The 16,451-nt window shown below is 69.3% G+C and carries 15 protein-coding genes; 5 read left to right on the top strand and 10 right to left on the bottom strand.

Annotated features, from left to right (window positions below):
• Positions 1-135 precede the first annotated feature (135 nt).
• Positions 136-1,065: a 5'-3' exonuclease gene (locus OG841_RS37390; protein WP_355947136.1), complete on the top strand. Its 930-nt coding sequence runs from the start codon at positions 136-138 to the stop codon at positions 1,063-1,065.
• A 93-nt stretch (positions 1,066-1,158) separates the two neighbouring features.
• The gene (locus OG841_RS37385; RefSeq protein WP_371568702.1) at positions 1,159-2,004 is read left to right on the top strand and encodes a siderophore-interacting protein; all 846 of its coding nucleotides are present in this window, start codon (positions 1,159-1,161) and stop codon (positions 2,002-2,004) included.
• A gap of 117 nt (positions 2,005-2,121) precedes the next feature.
• Here the strand turns inward: OG841_RS37385 and OG841_RS37380 are convergent, their stop codons facing one another.
• The 3 genes from OG841_RS37380 to OG841_RS37370 form a co-directional block, all read right to left on the bottom strand.
• Positions 2,122-2,898, bottom strand: a complete 777-nt coding sequence (locus OG841_RS37380) for an ABC transporter permease (protein ID WP_328637333.1) — start codon at positions 2,896-2,898, stop codon at positions 2,122-2,124.
• Positions 2,895-3,884, bottom strand: a complete 990-nt coding sequence (locus OG841_RS37375) for an ATP-binding cassette domain-containing protein (RefSeq protein ID WP_365120727.1) — start codon at positions 3,882-3,884, stop codon at positions 2,895-2,897. The genes OG841_RS37380 and OG841_RS37375 overlap by 4 nt, the downstream gene beginning before the upstream one ends.
• A gap of 186 nt (positions 3,885-4,070) precedes the next feature.
• Complete coding sequence (locus OG841_RS37370) at positions 4,071-4,661, bottom strand: PadR family transcriptional regulator (RefSeq protein ID WP_328637335.1); 591 nt, start codon at positions 4,659-4,661, stop codon at positions 4,071-4,073.
• A 256-nt stretch (positions 4,662-4,917) separates the two neighbouring features.
• Between OG841_RS37370 and OG841_RS37365 the strand changes: the two genes are divergently transcribed.
• A complete protein-coding gene (locus tag OG841_RS37365; RefSeq protein WP_328637336.1) occupies positions 4,918-6,444 on the top strand; it encodes an amino acid permease in 1,527 nt (508 codons plus the stop codon).
• Between the two features lie 48 nt (positions 6,445-6,492).
• Here the strand turns inward: OG841_RS37365 and OG841_RS37360 are convergent, their stop codons facing one another.
• Positions 6,493-7,074: a GNAT family N-acetyltransferase gene (locus OG841_RS37360; RefSeq protein WP_328637337.1), complete on the bottom strand. Its 582-nt coding sequence runs from the start codon at positions 7,072-7,074 to the stop codon at positions 6,493-6,495.
• Between the two features lie 1,166 nt (positions 7,075-8,240).
• Between OG841_RS37360 and OG841_RS37355 the strand changes: the two genes are divergently transcribed.
• The gene (locus tag OG841_RS37355; protein ID WP_328637338.1) at positions 8,241-9,641 is read left to right on the top strand and encodes a hypothetical protein; all 1,401 of its coding nucleotides are present in this window, start codon (positions 8,241-8,243) and stop codon (positions 9,639-9,641) included.
• A 78-nt stretch (positions 9,642-9,719) separates the two neighbouring features.
• Positions 9,720-10,664, top strand: a complete 945-nt coding sequence (locus tag OG841_RS37350) for an RluA family pseudouridine synthase (protein WP_371568695.1) — start codon at positions 9,720-9,722, stop codon at positions 10,662-10,664.
• 16 nt (positions 10,665-10,680) lie between these two features.
• Here the strand turns inward: OG841_RS37350 and OG841_RS37345 are convergent, their stop codons facing one another.
• The 6 genes from OG841_RS37345 to OG841_RS37320 all read right to left on the bottom strand — a co-directional run bounded on the left by OG841_RS37345 (position 10,681) and on the right by OG841_RS37320 (position 16,204).
• On the bottom strand, positions 10,681-12,147 hold the full coding sequence (locus OG841_RS37345; protein ID WP_371568692.1) for a cytochrome P450: 1,467 nt from the start codon (positions 12,145-12,147) through the stop codon (positions 10,681-10,683).
• A 127-nt stretch (positions 12,148-12,274) separates the two neighbouring features.
• Positions 12,275-12,895: a GTP-binding protein gene (locus OG841_RS37340; protein ID WP_328637341.1), complete on the bottom strand. Its 621-nt coding sequence runs from the start codon at positions 12,893-12,895 to the stop codon at positions 12,275-12,277.
• Positions 12,876-13,298: a DUF742 domain-containing protein gene (locus tag OG841_RS37335; protein ID WP_328637342.1), complete on the bottom strand. Its 423-nt coding sequence runs from the start codon at positions 13,296-13,298 to the stop codon at positions 12,876-12,878. Before OG841_RS37335 ends, OG841_RS37340 begins: the two co-directional genes overlap by 20 nt.
• Positions 13,295-13,702 carry a roadblock/LC7 domain-containing protein gene (locus OG841_RS37330; protein ID WP_007380839.1) on the bottom strand — a complete coding sequence of 136 codons (408 nt, stop codon included), beginning with the start codon at positions 13,700-13,702 and terminating at the stop codon, positions 13,295-13,297. The genes OG841_RS37335 and OG841_RS37330 overlap by 4 nt, the downstream gene beginning before the upstream one ends.
• Positions 13,699-15,288 (bottom strand): ATP-binding protein, encoded by a 1,590-nt coding sequence (locus OG841_RS37325; RefSeq protein ID WP_328637343.1) that lies wholly within the window; start codon positions 15,286-15,288, stop codon positions 13,699-13,701. Before OG841_RS37325 ends, OG841_RS37330 begins: the two co-directional genes overlap by 4 nt.
• A gap of 274 nt (positions 15,289-15,562) precedes the next feature.
• Positions 15,563-16,204, bottom strand: coding sequence for a TetR/AcrR family transcriptional regulator (locus OG841_RS37320; RefSeq protein WP_328637344.1), 642 nt, complete (start codon positions 16,202-16,204; stop codon positions 15,563-15,565).
• Positions 16,205-16,451 lie beyond the last annotated feature (247 nt).

The following is a 16,451-nucleotide window of genomic DNA, read 5'->3' as shown; positions in this document are numbered from 1 at the left end:
GCAACCTGCCTCGCTCCGAGGCGGCGCCTGCCCCGATGCCTTTCGGCCAAACGCACCGGTGGTCCAGTTCACAGGACGCTCACACCCGCTGGACGTGGCAAGGGACGAGGGCCGGTGTCGGTGCCGTACGGCATGATGCGAAGCGTGACCGGACGACTGATGCTCCTCGACACCGCCTCCCTCTACTTCCGTGCCTACTTCGGCGTGCCGGAGTCGGTGAAGGCACCGGACGGCACGCCGGTGAACGCCGTGCGCGGCCTCCTCGAATTCATCGACCGCCTGGTCAAGGACCACCGGCCCGACCTGCTGGTGGCCTGCATGGACGCGGACTGGCGCCCCCAGTGGCGGGTCGACCTCATCCCCTCCTACAAGGCGCACCGCGTCGCCGAGGAGCGCGAGAGCGGCCCGGACGAGGAGGAGGTGCCGGACACGCTCTCGCCGCAGGTGCCCGTCATCGAGGCCGTCCTGGACGCGCTCGGCATCGCGCGTGTGGGTGTGGCCGGCTATGAGGCGGACGACGTGATCGGCACGTTCACCGCGCGGGCGACGGGCCCGGTCGACATCGTCACCGGCGACCGCGACCTGTACCAGCTGGTGGACGACGAGCGCGGGGTGCGCGTGCTGTATCCCCTCAAGGGCGTCGGCACGCTCCAGCTGACCGACGAGGCCTGGCTGCGCGAGAAGTATGGCGTCGACGGCCGTGGGTACGCGGATCTGGCGACGCTGCGGGGCGACCCGAGCGACGGCCTGCCGGGTGTCCCCGGTATCGGTGAGAAGACGGCTGCCAAACTGCTCGCCGAGTTCGGCGACCTGGCCGGCATCATGGCCGCGGTCGACGACCCGAAGGCGAAGCTCACACCCTCGCAGCGCAAGCGGCTCGACGAGTCGCGGCCGTACGTCGCCGTGGCACCGAAGGTGGTGCTGGTGGCCGGTGACGTCCCGCTGCCGCAGGTGGAGACCGCGGTTCCGCGCACGCCGCGCGATCCCGCGGCACTGGAGAAGCTGGCAGACCGATGGGGGCTGGGTGGCTCACTGCAGCGGCTGATGGCGACGCTCGGCGCGTAAATATTGCCCGCGCTTTCCACGAGTGGCATGCCGTCACCAGGGGGGTGGATGCTAACTTAGGTAAGCCTAAGCGTAGGGAATTGGGAGGCCGACATGGCAGAAGGACCGGGACGCAAGCCGCGGAAGCCTCACTCCGCACAGGTCGTCCGCACCGAACGCCTCACCCCGCACATGCAGCGCGTGGTGCTCGGCGGCGACGGACTCGCGGACTTCGCGGCGGACACCTGCACCGACCACTACGTCAAGATCCTTTTCCCGGCCGAGGGCGCGACCTATCCCGAGCCCTTCGACATACAGCGGATCCGCGAGGAGTTCCCGCGCGAGCAATGGCCCGTGACCCGCACCTACACCGTGCGCCACTTTGACGCCGAACACCGCGAGCTCACCCTGGACTTCGTGATCCACGGCGACGAGGGCCTCGCCGGCCCCTGGGCGGTGCGCGTCCAGCCCGGTGAGACCGTGCGCTTCATGGGCCCGGGCGGCGCCTACGCCCCCGACCTGGACGCCGACTGGCATCTCCTCGTCGGTGACGAGAGCGCGCTGCCCGCGATCGCCCGTTCCCTGGAGTCGCTGCCCGACGGCGCCCGGGCACACGCCTTCATCGAGGTCTCCGGGCCCGCGGAGGAGCAGAAGATCGACTCCGACGTGGAGGTCGTGTGGCTGCACCGCGGCTCCCGCCCGGTCGGGGAGTCGCTGGTCGAGGCCGTGCGCGCGCTGGAGTTCCCGGAGGGCCGGCTGTGCGCGTTCGTGCACGGCGAGGCGCACTTCGTGAAGCAGCTGCGCCATCTGCTGCGCGTCGAGCGCGGTGTCCCGCGCGAGGACCTGTCGATCTCCGGCTACTGGCGCCTGGGCCACAACGAGGACGGCTGGCAGGCCTCCAAGCGGGACTGGAACGCGCGCATCGAGGCGGAGCAGGAGGGGGCGGCGCCGGCCGCTTAGGCGTACGGCCGTTCTCCCGTACGGCTGCTTCAGCGCAGTCCCGCTTCAGGCATGCGGCCGCTTGGGCTCGGCCGCGAGAGGGGCGACACCTTCGAAGGTGCCGCCCCTCTCGCGCGTTCACACCGACCGCTGGTACGACCGGAAGGTCCGGATCGACAGCCACACCGCCACGACCGCCAGCCCGAGCAGCGCTCCCCCGCGGCCCAGCACCACGCCCCAGTCCGGGTCCGCGGACAGGGCCGAACGGCCCGCCACCATCGCCCAGTTCAACGGGTTGAAGTCGGCGATGTGCCGCATCCAGGAGGGCATCTGCGAGGGCGCCATGAAGGCGCTGGACAGGAAGGTGAGCGGGAGCAGCAGGAAGGTGTTGATCCCGATGATCGACTCCCGTTCCCGCACCAGCATGCCGAGCGCGTTGGACAGCGCCCCGAAGACGGTGCCCAGCAGCACCGAGGCGAGGACCAGCACGGCGATCCCGGCGATTCCGCCCGGGTAGTCGGCGCCGCCCAGCAGCCCGAGCAGCACGATGACCACCGACTGGAAGGCGGTGACCAGGCCGTTGTTGACGACGTTGCCGTTCATCAGGGCGGCCCGGCTGACCGGAGTGGTCAGGAAGCGGTCGAGGGTGCCGCGCTGGATCTCGTCCAGGGTGGTCATCCCCGCCCACATGTTGGAGCCGAGCGCGCTCATCACCACCACACCGGGGACCAGATAGTCCAGGTAGGACGTGGTGCCGAAGCCGCCGAGCTCGACGACCTTCCTGAAGAGGCTGCCGAACAGGAACAGCCAGATCACCGGCTGGACCAGGGTGATGATCGCGTACGCGGGCTGCCGTACGAACACCATGAGTTGACGCTGCGTCATGTACCAGGTCTGGGAGACGGCCATGCTCATCGGGCACCCACCAGGTCTTCGGCCTCCGCGTAACGGCGGCCCGCGTAGCGCAGATAGACGTCGTCGAGTGAGGGACGGGCGACGGTCACGGTGGCCACCCTGACCCCGGCCCGCTCCAGGGCGGTGAGCAGGGCGGGTACGGCGGCGGCCCCGTCGTCGGCGCGGACGCTGACGCGGTGCCCGTCGGCCAGCACCTCGTGCACGCCCGGCACCCCGTGCAGGGCGCCGGTCAGCAGGGTGCGGCCCGCGTCGCCGAGCGGCTCGCTCAGCTCCAAGTGCACCGCGTCACCGCGCAGTTCGCCCTTCAGCGCGTCCGGAGTCCCCTCGACGACGATCCGGCCCCGGTCGACGACGGCGACACGCTCGGCGAGCCGGTCCGCCTCTTCGAGGTAGTGCGTGGTGAGCAGGATCGTCAGCCCCTCCTCACCGGCGAGCCGGCCGATCTCGTCCCACATCGCGCTGCGGGCCTCGGGGTCGAGTCCGGTGGTCGGCTCGTCGAGGAAGAGCACCTCGGGGCGGTGCACCAGGCCGAGGGCGACGTCGAGTCGGCGTCGCATGCCACCGGAGTAGCCCTTGACCGGGCGCCGGGCGGCGTCGGTGAGCGTGAAGCGGTCGAGGAGCTCGTCCACCCGGCGTTCGAGCGCGGCGCCCCGCAAGCCGTAGAGCCTGCCCTGGAGTCGGAGGTTCTCCTGGCCGGTGGCGACCGGGTCGGCGCCGGAGCCCTGGGCGACCACGCCGATGGCCCGGCGGACCCGGTCCGGGTGGCGCAGCACGTCGTGGCCCGCGACGGTGGCCGAGCCGGAGTCGGGGCGGGCCAGGGTGGTGAGGATCTTGACGGTGGTGGACTTGCCGGCGCCGTTCGGGCCGAGCAGGCCGAAGACGCTGCCCCGCTCGACGACCACGTCGATGCCGTTGAGTGCGGTGACCTCACCGCCGTAGGTCTTGATCAGTTGACGCGCCTCGATCGCGGGCGCACGGGTGTTCATGGCAGGTGTCCTCCTGGGTGAGCGGATCCGGTGAAGGGATGACAACTGATCCGCGTGAGGAGCACCGGGCTATCCTGGGCATGCCGCACCTCGATCGCCTGGATGTGCCTCAGAGCGGATTCAGTTCGGGGTTCGAGGCCCCGGCGGGCTGCTGCAACAGCCGTGCCGGGGCCTGTTCTCGTCAGGTCATGGTGCGTGGAACGCCTTCCACTCCTCGATGCCGGGCAGCCTGCCCTCTCTGAGTTCGCCGAGGAAGCCGCGGACCCACGCCGCCTCCGCCTCGACCATGTGGAGCTGGTACTCGTTCTCCACGAGGAAGAGCCGGGGCAGCGTCTCGTAGAGCTTCTCCAGGGCGCCTCGGCCGCCGGCGATCTGTACCTCCAGGGCGTCGAGCCGTTGCTCCAGCAGCGGCACCACCTCGTCGGGGTGCAGCACGCCGAGCAGCGAGAGCGCGGTCTCGAAGATCGGGTACTCCTTGGCCGGGAAGGCGACCAGGTCCGACATCCACTCGGTCATCTCCTGGCGCCCGGCCGCGGTGATGCCGTAGACGGTCCGCTCGGGCCGGTTGCCCTGCCGCTCCACGTCCGTGACCTCGACGAACCCGTGTTTCTCCAGGCTCTGGACGACGGTGTAGAGCGAGCCGTAGTTGATCTTCGTGCTGGCGTCCTTGCCCTGGCGGCGCAGGGTCTGGGCGATCTCGTAGGGATGCATCGGCTTCTGCCACAGCGTCGCCAGCACGGCGAGCGCCAGGGGGTTGCGGAGCTTGCGGCGCCCCATGACTCCACCTCCCATCCGAACCTCGTACCCGAATATCCGTGACCGAACATATCGCGACCCACAAGGGCGGTCAATAGACACGATGTATCGCGTTTAGGTGCCCGGCACAAGAGCGTGAGGACTTGGGAGCCACTTCGACATGCCTGCGTCACGCACCCGAAACAGCGCCTCCTTAATTTCTGTCACCCGACAGGAATTCAGCTCCCGCACCGCTGTTCCGCTCTCCGCTCTCATGCCGCCGAAGGCAGGTGCCGCCGTGACGACAGCCAGCCCCTCCGACGTCCGTCCCGATCCTCCGCACTCCCCCGCCCCCGACGACCGCACCCTCACCGAGTTCGGCTACCAGCAGGAACTGCACCGGAGCCTGGGCCGGTACGCGTCCTTCGCGGCCGGGTTCTCCTTCATCTCGGTCCTGACGACCGTCTTCCAGTTCTTCGCCTTCGGGTACGCGTTCGGCGGCCCCGTCTTCTTCTGGGCCTGGCCGGTGGTACTGGTCGGGCAGCTGCTGGTGGCGGCCTGCTTCGCGGAACTGGCGGCGCGCTACCCGCTGTCCGGCGCGATCTACCAGTGGTCGTCCCGCCTCTCCACCCCGGCCTTCGGCTGGTTCGCCGGCTGGATCATGGTGATCGGGCAGATCGTCGTGGTCGCCGCGGCGGCACTCGCCCTGCAGATGGTGCTCCCCGCGATCTGGTCCGGCTTCCAGCTGGTCGGCACCGACCCGGCGCCGACCTCGGCCGACGGGGCGGCCAACGCGGCACTCCTCGGCGTGATCCTGCTGGTCCTGACGACCGTCGTGAACGTCCTCGACAACCGTGTGATGTCCCTGATCAACCGGGTCGGCGTCACCGCCGAGATCATCGGCGCGGTCCTGATCATCGTGCTCCTGCTGACCCACTCCGAGCGCACGCCGAGCATCACCTTCCACACCACGGGCGCCGCGCAGAGCGGCCTGTTCGGGGCCCTGTTGGTGGGCTCGTTCGCGGCGGCGTACGTGATGATCGGCTTCGACAGCGCGGGCGAGATGAGCGAGGAGACACACGCTCCGCGCCGCACCGCGCCCCGCACGATCCTCACGGCGCTCGGCGCGGCCGGCGTGCTCGGCGGCCTGCTCGTCCTGGGCGGCCTGCTCGCCGCCCCCAGCCTCACCGACGGGCACCTGTCGGTCGACGGCCTCAGCTACGTCCTCACCAGCAGCCTGGGCGACGGCGTCGGCAAGGCCCTGCTGGCCGACGTGGTGGTCGCGATCGCGGTGGCCACCCTCGCCATCCAGACAGCGGCCTGCCGCATGCTCTTCTCCATGGCGCGCGACGGCCAACTGCCGTTCGCGGGCCGCCTCGCGCGGGTGAACCCCCGCACGGGCATGCCCACCGCCCCCGCCCTGGTCGTCGGCATCCTGGCCGCCGCGCTCCTCCTGCTCAACTTCGCCTCCCCGGAGGCGTTCCTGGCGATCGGCACGACCTGCATCGTGATGCTCTACCTGGCGTACGCGATGGTCACGGGCCCGCTGCTGATCCGGCGCGTGCGAGGGGAGTTCACGTCGGAGGGCACGGACGAGACGGGCGCCCGCCTGTTCTCCCTGGGTCGCTGGGGCGTCCCGGTCAACGCCCTGGCCCTCCTCTACGGCCTCCTGATGACCGTCAACCTGGCCTGGCCCCGGGCAGAGGTGTACGACCCGGCGGGCGGGCACTGGTACTTCCAGTGGTTCACGGTGCTGTTCCTGGCCGCGACGCTGGCAGTGGGCGTGGCATGGCGGGCGGTTCGCGGGCGTACGCCGAGGGGGTAGGGGGCGCAGCCCCTTGGCGGACCCCCGTAGGTCCGCCGTGGCGGCCCCTCAGTCACCCCGGACACGCGCGTGCAGATGCATGTCATGCCAACCGTCCGGATGCAGGACCGCACTGCGCTTGGTCCCTTCCAGAACGAAGCCCGTCTTGGTCGCGACACGACACGAGGCCTCATTCCGGACGGCGTGCATGAGCTCGAGGCGATGGAACCCGATGTCGTCGAGGGCCCAGCGGGACAGGACGACCGTGGCACGCGCCGCGACACCCCGCCCACGCGCCTCCGCGGTCGTCCAGTACGCCATCTCGGCCTGCCCGTCGTCGAGATTGATCTCTCGCAGCGCCACCCGGCCGAGCAGCAGCTCGGTGTCCGCGTCCACCACGGCCCACTGAGCGGTCTTCTCCTGGGCCCAGGCCTCCCGCCACTCCTCGATCCAGCCGCCGACCTCGTCCACGGAGTCGGCGGCACGGGCGTGCCACTGGTGCATCACCGGGTCCTGGAACGCGGCGTGGACCGCGGGCGCGTCCTCGGCCCGCCAGGGGCGCAGGAGCAGACCGTCACCGGTGGGGAGGGTGGGTTGCACGGTGCTGGAGAGGGCGCCTGGCGCGAGGACCGAGCGGGTGAGGTACGGCATGAGCCTCATCCTGCCAACCGCACGGAATCCGTCCCAACGAGTTTTTACCCTTGACGGCGATGGGACGCGGCCCCGATGTCCCACCCTCGCACTGAACCATGGTCACGTCCTGGGCGCTCGAGTGGGACGGCCCGTCCCCGGACGAACTTGCTTCCCAACAGCCGCAAACGACGGTGGTACCCGCGGCGCACCGACAGGCTGGAATGCGCGGCCGTGCATCCGGCGGCCAGGGGATCCGCTCCGTGCGCCGGGGCTGCGCCCCCTTTCGCACGGCCGGAAATCGTCGCATGGTGCGAAGTGGTGGGCTGTCAGGTGAATTGCCGGCATGAGCGGTGTCGCACCCGGGCCCGTGAGGATGGTGGCCGGATGCCTGCGATGGTCGGCGGTGCGGCTCGGGTACGTGCTCCGCGCACCGTACCGATGCGGTCGACACGGCCGTACACTAGTGCGAATGCGCCCGGGGCGAGCGCCTGCGTCCTCCCGACCGGGCTGTCCGGAATGTCACCGAGAACAGTGACCCGGCTCCCACCCGACATGCCCCGCGCATCGACCCGTCACGGTGCCTCACACCAGCGCCAACTCGCCCCGCACCGTTGACGAAACCCACGGCGGCACTGGAAGGTAGGGATGATCCACGACCTCGCCTGCGACAACGCTGTCGTGGCGGTGGTGGCCACTGACTCTCCGCACCGCCCGGCTGCCGCCGCGCGCAGTTGACGAGGCCTGGTTCATGCACCAGTTCAGCCACGCTGCGGTCGCAGCGTATGGAACACAACGCGTAGTTCATGGACTTGGTCGACTCCGCCACCCGGAGGGCAGCATGAATGACTTTGCCCCAGGCGAGTTGCCTGGGCCGTTCCACTGATCGGGCACGCTCACCTCGGTCGGCACACGTCACCCTGGCCGTGACATGCGCCCCTCGCGTCCCGAACACCCCGGAACGCCTCTGATCCCGTGTTCTACCCAAGCCGAAGGACCTGAAAGGGACTGATCATTCCAGGTCTTGAATACGCGACGGGAGATCAGCACGATGAGTATTACCTCGTCCCCGATACCTTATGCGTGGATGCACAGTATGGGGCTCTTTTCCGGCCTATCGTCGCACAAGGCGATTCACAAACACAGGCGCACCAGGGGAGGCGGGCTCCGAGCAGAGGGAGCGTCAGGTGAGTGATCTGGCGGGCTTGACGGGCGCCCTGAGCCCTGGAACTCATGGTCAGGTCATATCGAGGCTCGAACCCGCGAAGTGGCGGAATTCGGTTGACTCTCTCCTCACCGATCCGCACGCCATGACATTGTCCGGAATGCTCTGCCATGCGATCGAGGCGGAGACCGCCAATGGCAGTCGATCCGCACTGAGGTCGCCCAGCTCGCATCTCGATGCGGTTCGGCCTCCCGGCCTCCGGGCCGTACGTGCACTATTGCGCCGTGAGCAACGGCAGGTGAACTGGCAGTCCCTCCTCGGCAGGGACACGGGTGGGCTGTTGACCCTCGCGTACGACCGGCTGATGCGCAGCTCGGAGACCCCGCCGCTGATCGGCGTACGGGGAGAGCTCTCCGTCGACCGGGCCCAGCAGTGGTGCCAACGAGCCGTGGGTCATACGGCTCACTATTCCTTCGCGATGGAGATGGCGGGTCTCTTCACCGCTCTGTGCACCGCACCCGAGTCGAGCACCGCACTCGAAGCCAAGACCACGTTCCTGTGGGGCGTACTGGCGGGAGTCAGCGAGTATTACGCCGGAACCACGCCGCATGTGCAGGAGATCAGCCGGCTCGCCCGGGATGCAGTGGTCGCTTCCCGGCAATGCGTGCGGCTGCACGGGCAAGAAGGCGAACTGGTAGTTGCTGCGCAGATGGAGTGCGGCGCGGTTCAGCTCGTCGACAACCTGACCGGAATCCTCCAACTGCCCGATCTCTTCGACACCGAGGAGTACATCCGCATCAGGGGCGCCGACATCGGGGTGCACATCTATACCGTCCAGGACGACAGCTCGGAACGTTTTCGGAAGATCGTCGACGAAACCACGATGGTCGCCGTACTCGCTCATGACCTGATCGACCAAGGACGTGATACCGAGAACGGCAACCGAAACAATCTGGCACTGCGACTGCCCGACAGGACACAGCTCTGGGACATCCTGGAGGTCTGTCTGAGCCATACCTGCGCGATCGGCGGAGAGCAGTGGCAACGTGTCGTCGCGGGTTTCGTGGTGGGCACGTGCCTGTATGCACGGGGAGGCCGGGAACGAGTGCACGACGGCAGCGCGACAATCGTGCGCAAGAAGCTTCGCCCGAGTGTGGAGTGGACATACGCGCCCAGGCTGGCCGAGTACTTCTCGCATGCCGAGTGCGCCTGCACGGACCAGGCCGGTCCCGTCAACATCGGGCCGGAACTCGACAGGCTCTACGCCGACAGCTCGACCATTGTGCGCGGCTGGCTGCACGGCCGTTGGGATGCGCACATCGACGTGACAGAACTCCAGCGGCTCGGTCTCGCCTGCGCATCGGCGGTACGGAGCAGGAGCTCGCTCTTCTCCGGCCGGAACGGAGCAGAAGTGATCCCTTGAGCCAGGTCCGCCGCCCTGAGAGCGCTGAGCTGCGGCACGGCCCATTCCCCTCACCGCCCCGTCGTAGGCTTGATCGTGATGAGACGCCGTACACCGCCCCCGCCCTCTCCCCTGCCGCAGCGCGACGGGGTCGATCCGGTGCGAGTGCGGTTGCCGATCGGTGATGCTTGGGCGACCGTGCGGGATCACCTCATGGCGCGGCTCGCGGCCGGGGCCGAGGTGATCGACGGGTTGCTGGAGGCGGGGCGGATCGTGGATGCCGCCGGGCGTCCGGTGACCCGCGACATGGCGTACGTGCCGGGGATGTTCGTGTGGTTCCACCGGGAGCTGCCCGACGAGGAGCGGGTCCCCTTCCCGATCGACGTCCTCTATCGGGACGAACACGTCGTGGTGGCCGACAAGCCGCATTTCCTGGCCACCACCCCGCGCGGCAGCCACGTCGCCGAGACGGCCCTGGCACGGCTGCGCCGACAGCTGGGCATCCCCACGTTGGGCGCCGCACACCGGCTGGACCGACTGACGGCCGGCCTGGTGATGTTCACCGTGCGGCCCGAGGAACGCGGCGCCTATCAGTCGCTGTTCCGGGACAGACAGGTGGCGAAGGAGTACGAAGCGGTGGCCCCCTACGACCCGGCGCTGCCCCTGCCACGCACCCTGCGCAGCCGGATCGTCAAGGAACGCGGAGTCCTGGCGGCCCGGGAGATCGAGGGCGAGCCCAACGCGATCAGCCGGATCGAGTTGCTGGAGCACCGGGACGAGCGCGCCCGGTACCGACTGACGCCGAGCACCGGGCAGACGCATCAATTGCGGGTGCACATGAGCGCTCTGGGCGTGCCGATCCTCGGCGATCCCCTCTATCCGGTGGTCACCGACCCCATTGCGTCCGGCGACTTCCGGCGTCCGCTCCAACTGCTGGCACGGGTACTGGAGTTCACCGATCCGGTCACGGGACGCGAGCACCACTTCGTCAGCTCTCGCGTGCTGCGGGCGTGGTCCTCCTACGAGGAGTGGGCCCCCGGGTAGGTCGGTGCCGGTCGGCTCACTCTCCACGCCACCAGCGCAGCAGGCGCTGGAAGACCCCGGGGTGCCCGACCGGTTCGTCGGGCGTCGGTGCGGGCGTCGGCACGCTCGGTACGGGAGGTGTCGCCTGCGGGAGTGGCGTGCTGACCTGCCAGTCGTTGGAGCGCTGCGACGGCATGCGGTGCGCCGGGAGCGCCATGACGTCCTGCTGGGGCTTGGGCACGAACTTCACCGGCAGGTCCACCAGATGCCGGTTCGAGATGGTCTCCGTCCACTGCAACTCGTCCTCCTCGCAAGCGAGTTCCGCGTCGGGAAGGCGGGTCAGCAGCGCGTCGACGCCGACGTCGGCGATGGCACGGCCGATGTCCTGGCCAGGGCACTCGTGGGGGCCGCCGCTGAAGGCGAGGTGGGAGCGGTTGCCCTGCATGTTCGCCTTGGTGTCGGGACGAACCCGTGGGTCGACGTTGCCCGGCGCGATGCCCAGGATCAGCCCGTCGCCCCTGCGGATGCGCTGGCCGCCCAACTCGGCGTCCTGCTTGGCGAAGTAGCCCAGGATCGCGCTGAACGGCGGCTCGTCCCACATGGACTGCTCCACCGCTTGGGGCACCGTCATCTGGCCGCCGTTCAACTGGGCACGGAACCGCGGGTCGGTGAGCACCACCCGCAGTACGTTGGCGAGAAGGTTGGCGGTGCTCTCGTACGCGACGATCAGGATCAGGCGCAGGTGCTGGCTGACCTCCTCGTCGGTGAGCCGCGCCGGGTGGTTGATGAGGTGGCTCGTGAAGTCGTCCTCGGGTGCGGCCCGTCGGCGGGCGGTGAGCCGCGTGAGGACATCCATGATGTACGCGTTGCTCTCGATGGCTGTCTCGGTGCCCTTGGGAAGGTCGCGGGCGGCCTCCACGATCCGGTCGTTGTACTCCTCGGGCATGCCGAAGATCTCGCACATCACCATCATCGGCAGGCGCTCGGCAAACTGGCTGACCAGGTCGGCCCTGCCCTGCTCACAGAACTTGTTGACCAAGTGCTGGGTCGCGCGGTTGATGTGACGGCGGATCCCCCGGTGGTCGATGGTCGAGATGGCGCCGGTAACCGCGCCGCGCAGCCGCAGGTGCTCGTCGCCCTCGGCATGGGAGCAGAGCGGCTGCCAGGCAAGATGCGGCATCATCGGGTGAGTCGGCTTGACCGTGCCGTCCTGCATGGGGGCCCACAACCGGGTGTCGCGGCTGTAGTGCGAGGGAGTACGCAGCATGTGCATGTTCTCGCCGTGCCCGAGCACCACCCAGATCGGCACATCATCGTGAAGCAGCGCCGGAGCCACCGTTCCGTACTCGGCGCGGAGCGTCTCGTACACGGCCTCCAGGTCCTCCGCCCCCGGGCCGTACAGCCGACGCAGTCCTCCGACGCCGATGCCGTGTGCGGGGCAGCCGGGGGGAGGGGCGGCCGTGGGGTCGTCCGTACCGGCCGGGGAAAAGGATTCAGGCGTCACGATGGTCGCTCCGAAGCTGAGATCGATCTGGTGTACAGGAAGTGATGGGCTGCCCCGGTCCGATGGGTTCGAGCGAAGCCGGGAGCTTGGGAGAGGGGGCGGCGGTACGGCTCTGCCGAGCCACCCCTCACACCGGAGCCTTCTCCAAAGCCAGCGAATGAAGGAACTGCAACAACGTCATCAGCACGTCCCGGCTGGACGCCCGCCGGCGTGCGTCGCACTCGACGATGGGGATGTCCTCGCTGAGGTCGAGCGCGGCGCGCAGGTCGTCGAGCGGGTGGCGGGGGCCGTCGGGGAAGGTGTTGACGGCGACGACGAAGGGCACGCCGCGCTCCTCCAGACGGTCCATGACGTCGAAGCTGACTTCGAGGCGTCGGGTGTCCACGAGGACCACCGCTCCGAGTGCGCCTTCGAACAGGCCGTTCCACAGGAACCAGAAGCGCTCCTGGCCCGGGGTGCCGAAGAGGTAGAGGACCAGTTGGTCGGTGATGCTGATGCGCCCGAAGTCCATGGCCACGGTGGTGGCCGTCTTGGTCTCGGAGCCGTAGTTGTCGTCGACCCCGATGCCGGCCTGGGTCATGGTCTCCTCGGTGGTCAGCGGTTTGATCTCGCTGACCGAGCCGACCATGGTCGTCTTGCCCACGCCGAAGCCGCCCACGATGACGATCTTCACCGCGGCTTCGGCGGTTTGGGGAAGGTGGTCCTCTGTGCGCGGACCGGGGATGGTGTCAGAGCCTTTGAAGTCCATGCATCACCGCTTCGAGGAGGGAACGGTCGGCCAGCGCCTGTCGGATGACCGGGGCGCGGGCCGTCACCAGTTCGGCCGTCAGCAGCTCGGTGAGCAGGACGGTCACCACGCTGAACGGCAGGCTGAGATAGGCGGACAGCTCGGCCACGGACAGGGGGGCCGTGCAGAGCCTGAGCAGCGCCGCCTGCTCAGGCGTGGCGGAGGGCGGCGGGTCGGCGTGCGCCACGATTAAGGTGACCAGGTCGAGTTCCGAGCGCTCGGCTCCGTCGGGGCCGGTGATGACGTACAGCCGCTCGGGGTTCTTCTTCGGTCCCTCGGGTGGGTCCTGGCCCTCCTGCGGGGGTTGCGGCGCCGGTTCCGGACTGGCCTTGGGGAATCGCCGTCGGCGTTGTGGAGGAGTCATACGGTCTGCCCGTTGCGCCGGGGCGGACTGGTGAGGTGCGCGCCGATGCGGACGACCAGGTCGCTCATGCGGGCGCTCATGTGGCCGGGTTCGGTGATGATGTCGGAGAGCACCGCGAGATAGGCGTTGGGGCCGGCGGCCATCAGATAGAAGTAGCCCCCGTGGATCTCGATGAGGACCATCTTCATCTTGCCGTCGCTGCCGGGGATCTCCCCGGCCACGGCGCCCGCCAGGCTCTGCAGGCCCGCACAGGCGGCGGCGACGCGGTCGGCGGTGTCCGGGTCTCCGCCGTGCCGCGCGATGCGCAGGCCGTCGGCGGAGAGCACCACGATCATCTGGATGCCCGGTACGCCTTTGGCGAGGTCCTGGAGCATCCAGTCGAAGTTGCCTCGCTGCTGGATCACTTGAGGTTCCCCTCGTCTTCGGCCTCGGTACGGGCCGGTTCGTCGGTCTGCTGGGTGACTGTGGAAGAGGTGGGCCGCTTGAGGCCGTCCATGAACGCCTGGACCCACAGGCCGGGCGGGGTGTCGTCCGGCTTCCGCTCCGGCTCCGGCTCGCGCTGGGCCGTCGACCAGATCGTCGGGCGGCCTTCGCGCTCGGCGCGTTCGATCTCGGCCTGCTCGGCGTAGCGCTGGGTGAGCGAGGTCTTGACCCGGCTGCGGCGCTGCGGCAGCCCGTTGGCCGTCCACTCGGTGACCTCCGGGACGTCGTCCTCCATGGAGACCGGTGTCGTGAACTTGGGGCTGGTGGGGCGGCGCTTCTTGATCGTGCGCTTGGGGCCGGGCAGGGCGCCCAGTTCGGCCTTGGGCACGGCGGTGGCGCCGATGCCGTGGGCGAGTCCGACGCCGGGCTCGTCGGTGAGCATGTCGCTGGGCACGACGAGGATGGCGCGCACGCCGCCGTACGCGGAGGCACGCAGGGAGACCTGCATGTCGTACGCCTGGCAGAGCCGGCCCACGACGGCGAGGCCGAGACGCGGCGACTCACCCAGATCCTGGAGGTCCACACCGGCCTTGGCCCGCTCCAGCATGCCCTCGGCCCTCAGGCGGGCCTCCTCGCTGAGGCTGACGCCGGCGTCCTCGATCTCGATACAGACGCCGGTCTGCACCTCGGTGGCGGTGACGTGCACCTTGCTCTGCGGCGGGGAGTAGCGCGTGGCGTTGTCGAGGAGTTCGGCCGCGGCGTGGATGACCGGCTCGACGGCGGTGCCCTTGACGTTGACCTTGGCGATCGAGGACAGATCGATCCGCCGGTACTCCAGGATCCGCGACATGGCGCCGCGCAGCACGCTGTACAGCGCGACGGGCTCCGGCCACTGGCGTCCGGGGCGGCCGCCGCCGAGGACGGAGATGGAGTCGGCCAGGCGGCCGATCAGCGCGGTGCCGTGGTCGATGCGCAGGAGGTCGTCGAAGACCTCGGGGTTGCGGCCGTGGTCCTCCTCCATCTCCCGCAGTTCGTTGGCCTGTTGGTGGACGATGGCCTGGACGCGACGCGCGATGTTCACGAAGGAGCGCTGCGCGGCGTCACGCATGATCTCCTCGGTGTCGACGATGGTGAGCACCGTCTTGAGCAGGCGGATCTGCGCCTCGGGGAGGTCCGCCCACGCGGGGTCGATGTCGCCGAGTTGGCGAATCACCTCTCCGGGGGAACTTCCGCGGCGCAGCCAGTCCAGCGCGGTGGGCGCGATCTCCTTCGCGAACCGGATCAGCTCCTGGTCCTGGTCGGCGATGCGCCGCTGCAGATCCGCGGTGTGACGGTCGTGCTCGAGTCGCTGGTCCCGCAGTTCACGACCGCGCCGGACGGCTTCGGCCGCCACCGCGATCACCAGCAGTGTGGCGATGGCACCGCACCAGCCGACAGCGGCCCGGGCGGGCTGCTGCACTGCCGCGACGGCGGCCCCGGTCGCCGCGGCCATGACTATGGCGGGGAGCAACAGCACGCGCGCATACGGCAGTTCACGGCGTCCTGGCGGGGATTGAACACTCACCATGTGGGCCCTCTGAGACGTATCGACGGGGAGTCGCACATATAGGGAACAAGCGCACGAATACACATCAACTCGGTGCGCTGCGGGCGAGCTTAGTCCGACCGGATCATCGCCGTGTCATATTCAGCAAGCGCCTGAAACGGGCATTGCGACTGGAGTACCCTCGGCCCCATTTATACGCTCCGACACAGATCGAACACGTTCAGTTAGGGCGTACGCACGTACGAGACCCACTCACCGCGACGGGTGAAGCTCGACCTCCGGTCGGGTACCGGACTCAGATCCCGGCGATGCGCAGGGCCGCGTCCGCGGTGGCCTCCGCGAAGACCGAGACGGGGCGCTCGGGGTCGGAGCGGTGGATCAGGATCACGCTCTCGATCAGGCCGAACAACAGGTCGGTGCGGAGATCGAGCTCACCCTTGGCGAGGGCACCTCCCGCCGACGTGGCCGCGAGCAACTGCCGGTAGGCATCCTTGAGTTCGGCGCGCACGGCATGGAAACCCGCGAACCTCTCGGCGCGCACCTCGGGCAGCAGATAGAGGCCGCCGAGATTGTGCGGCCCGTCGCACAGCACCTCGGTGTCCGCGCGGCACAGCTCCCAGAGCCGGTTCTCGGCCGGGACCGTGTCGTCGGCGAGGAGCTCGCGGGCGTACGCCAACGAGGGCGTGACGGTGGACTCCAGGAGCTCGGCGAGGAGCTCCTCCTTGCCGGAGACGTAGTGGTACATGGACGCCTGCCGCATGCCGGCGCGCTCGGCGACCGCCCGGGTGCTGGTGGCGGCGTAGCCCAGCGAGGTGAACAACTCGGCTGCGGCGACGAGGAGTTCGTCACGCGGCGCCAGCCCTGTGTCCGGCCGCCGAGCCGCCCGCGGCCTGCCGACCCGTCGCCCGGACTCCGCCGCACCGCCTGTCGTACCCATGCGTGCGATCCTCGCACACGGGGGCTCGGGGATCTGCGAGTGATCCACGAGCGCCAGACGGACGCCGACACCCCGGCATGCTCCAGCCCCCCCCAGGAGCACGAGGATCTGCGAGTGATCCCCAGCCCCGGGGCGGCCGCAGAGACCCCCGCATGCTCCAGCCTCCCCAAAAGCGCAGGACCGTATCGACTCGCGACTCCGCCGCGCGGCCGCGACCAGCCCCCACCGCCCCACACCCCGACGACAC

The organism is Streptomyces canus, assembly GCF_041435015.1.
In the GTDB taxonomy this organism is placed as follows: Bacteria; Actinomycetota; Actinomycetes; order Streptomycetales; family Streptomycetaceae; genus Streptomyces; species Streptomyces canus_G.
The sequence above is the reverse complement of the archived record's forward strand: the minus strand, read 5'-3'. Positions and strand labels throughout refer to the sequence as shown.

Coding starts and splice junctions, on each gene's coding strand:
- OG841_RS37390 (WP_355947136.1), top strand. CDS start 136: ATGCGAAGCGTGACCGGACGACTGATGCTCCTCGACACCGCCTCCCTC.
- OG841_RS37385 (WP_371568702.1), top strand. CDS start 1,159: ATGGCAGAAGGACCGGGACGCAAGCCGCGGAAGCCTCACTCCGCACAG.
- OG841_RS37380 (WP_328637333.1), bottom strand. CDS start 2,898: ATGAGCATGGCCGTCTCCCAGACCTGGTACATGACGCAGCGTCAACTC.
- OG841_RS37375 (WP_365120727.1), bottom strand. CDS start 3,884: ATGAACACCCGTGCGCCCGCGATCGAGGCGCGTCAACTGATCAAGACC.
- OG841_RS37370 (WP_328637335.1), bottom strand. CDS start 4,661: ATGGGGCGCCGCAAGCTCCGCAACCCCCTGGCGCTCGCCGTGCTGGCG.
- OG841_RS37360 (WP_328637337.1), bottom strand. CDS start 7,074: ATGCCGTACCTCACCCGCTCGGTCCTCGCGCCAGGCGCCCTCTCCAGC.
- OG841_RS37350 (WP_371568695.1), top strand. CDS start 9,720: ATGAGACGCCGTACACCGCCCCCGCCCTCTCCCCTGCCGCAGCGCGAC.
- OG841_RS37340 (WP_328637341.1), bottom strand. CDS start 12,895: ATGGACTTCAAAGGCTCTGACACCATCCCCGGTCCGCGCACAGAGGAC.
- OG841_RS37335 (WP_328637342.1), bottom strand. CDS start 13,298: ATGACTCCTCCACAACGCCGACGGCGATTCCCCAAGGCCAGTCCGGAA.
- OG841_RS37325 (WP_328637343.1), bottom strand. CDS start 15,288: ATGGTGAGTGTTCAATCCCCGCCAGGACGCCGTGAACTGCCGTATGCG.
- OG841_RS37320 (WP_328637344.1), bottom strand. CDS start 16,204: ATGGGTACGACAGGCGGTGCGGCGGAGTCCGGGCGACGGGTCGGCAGG.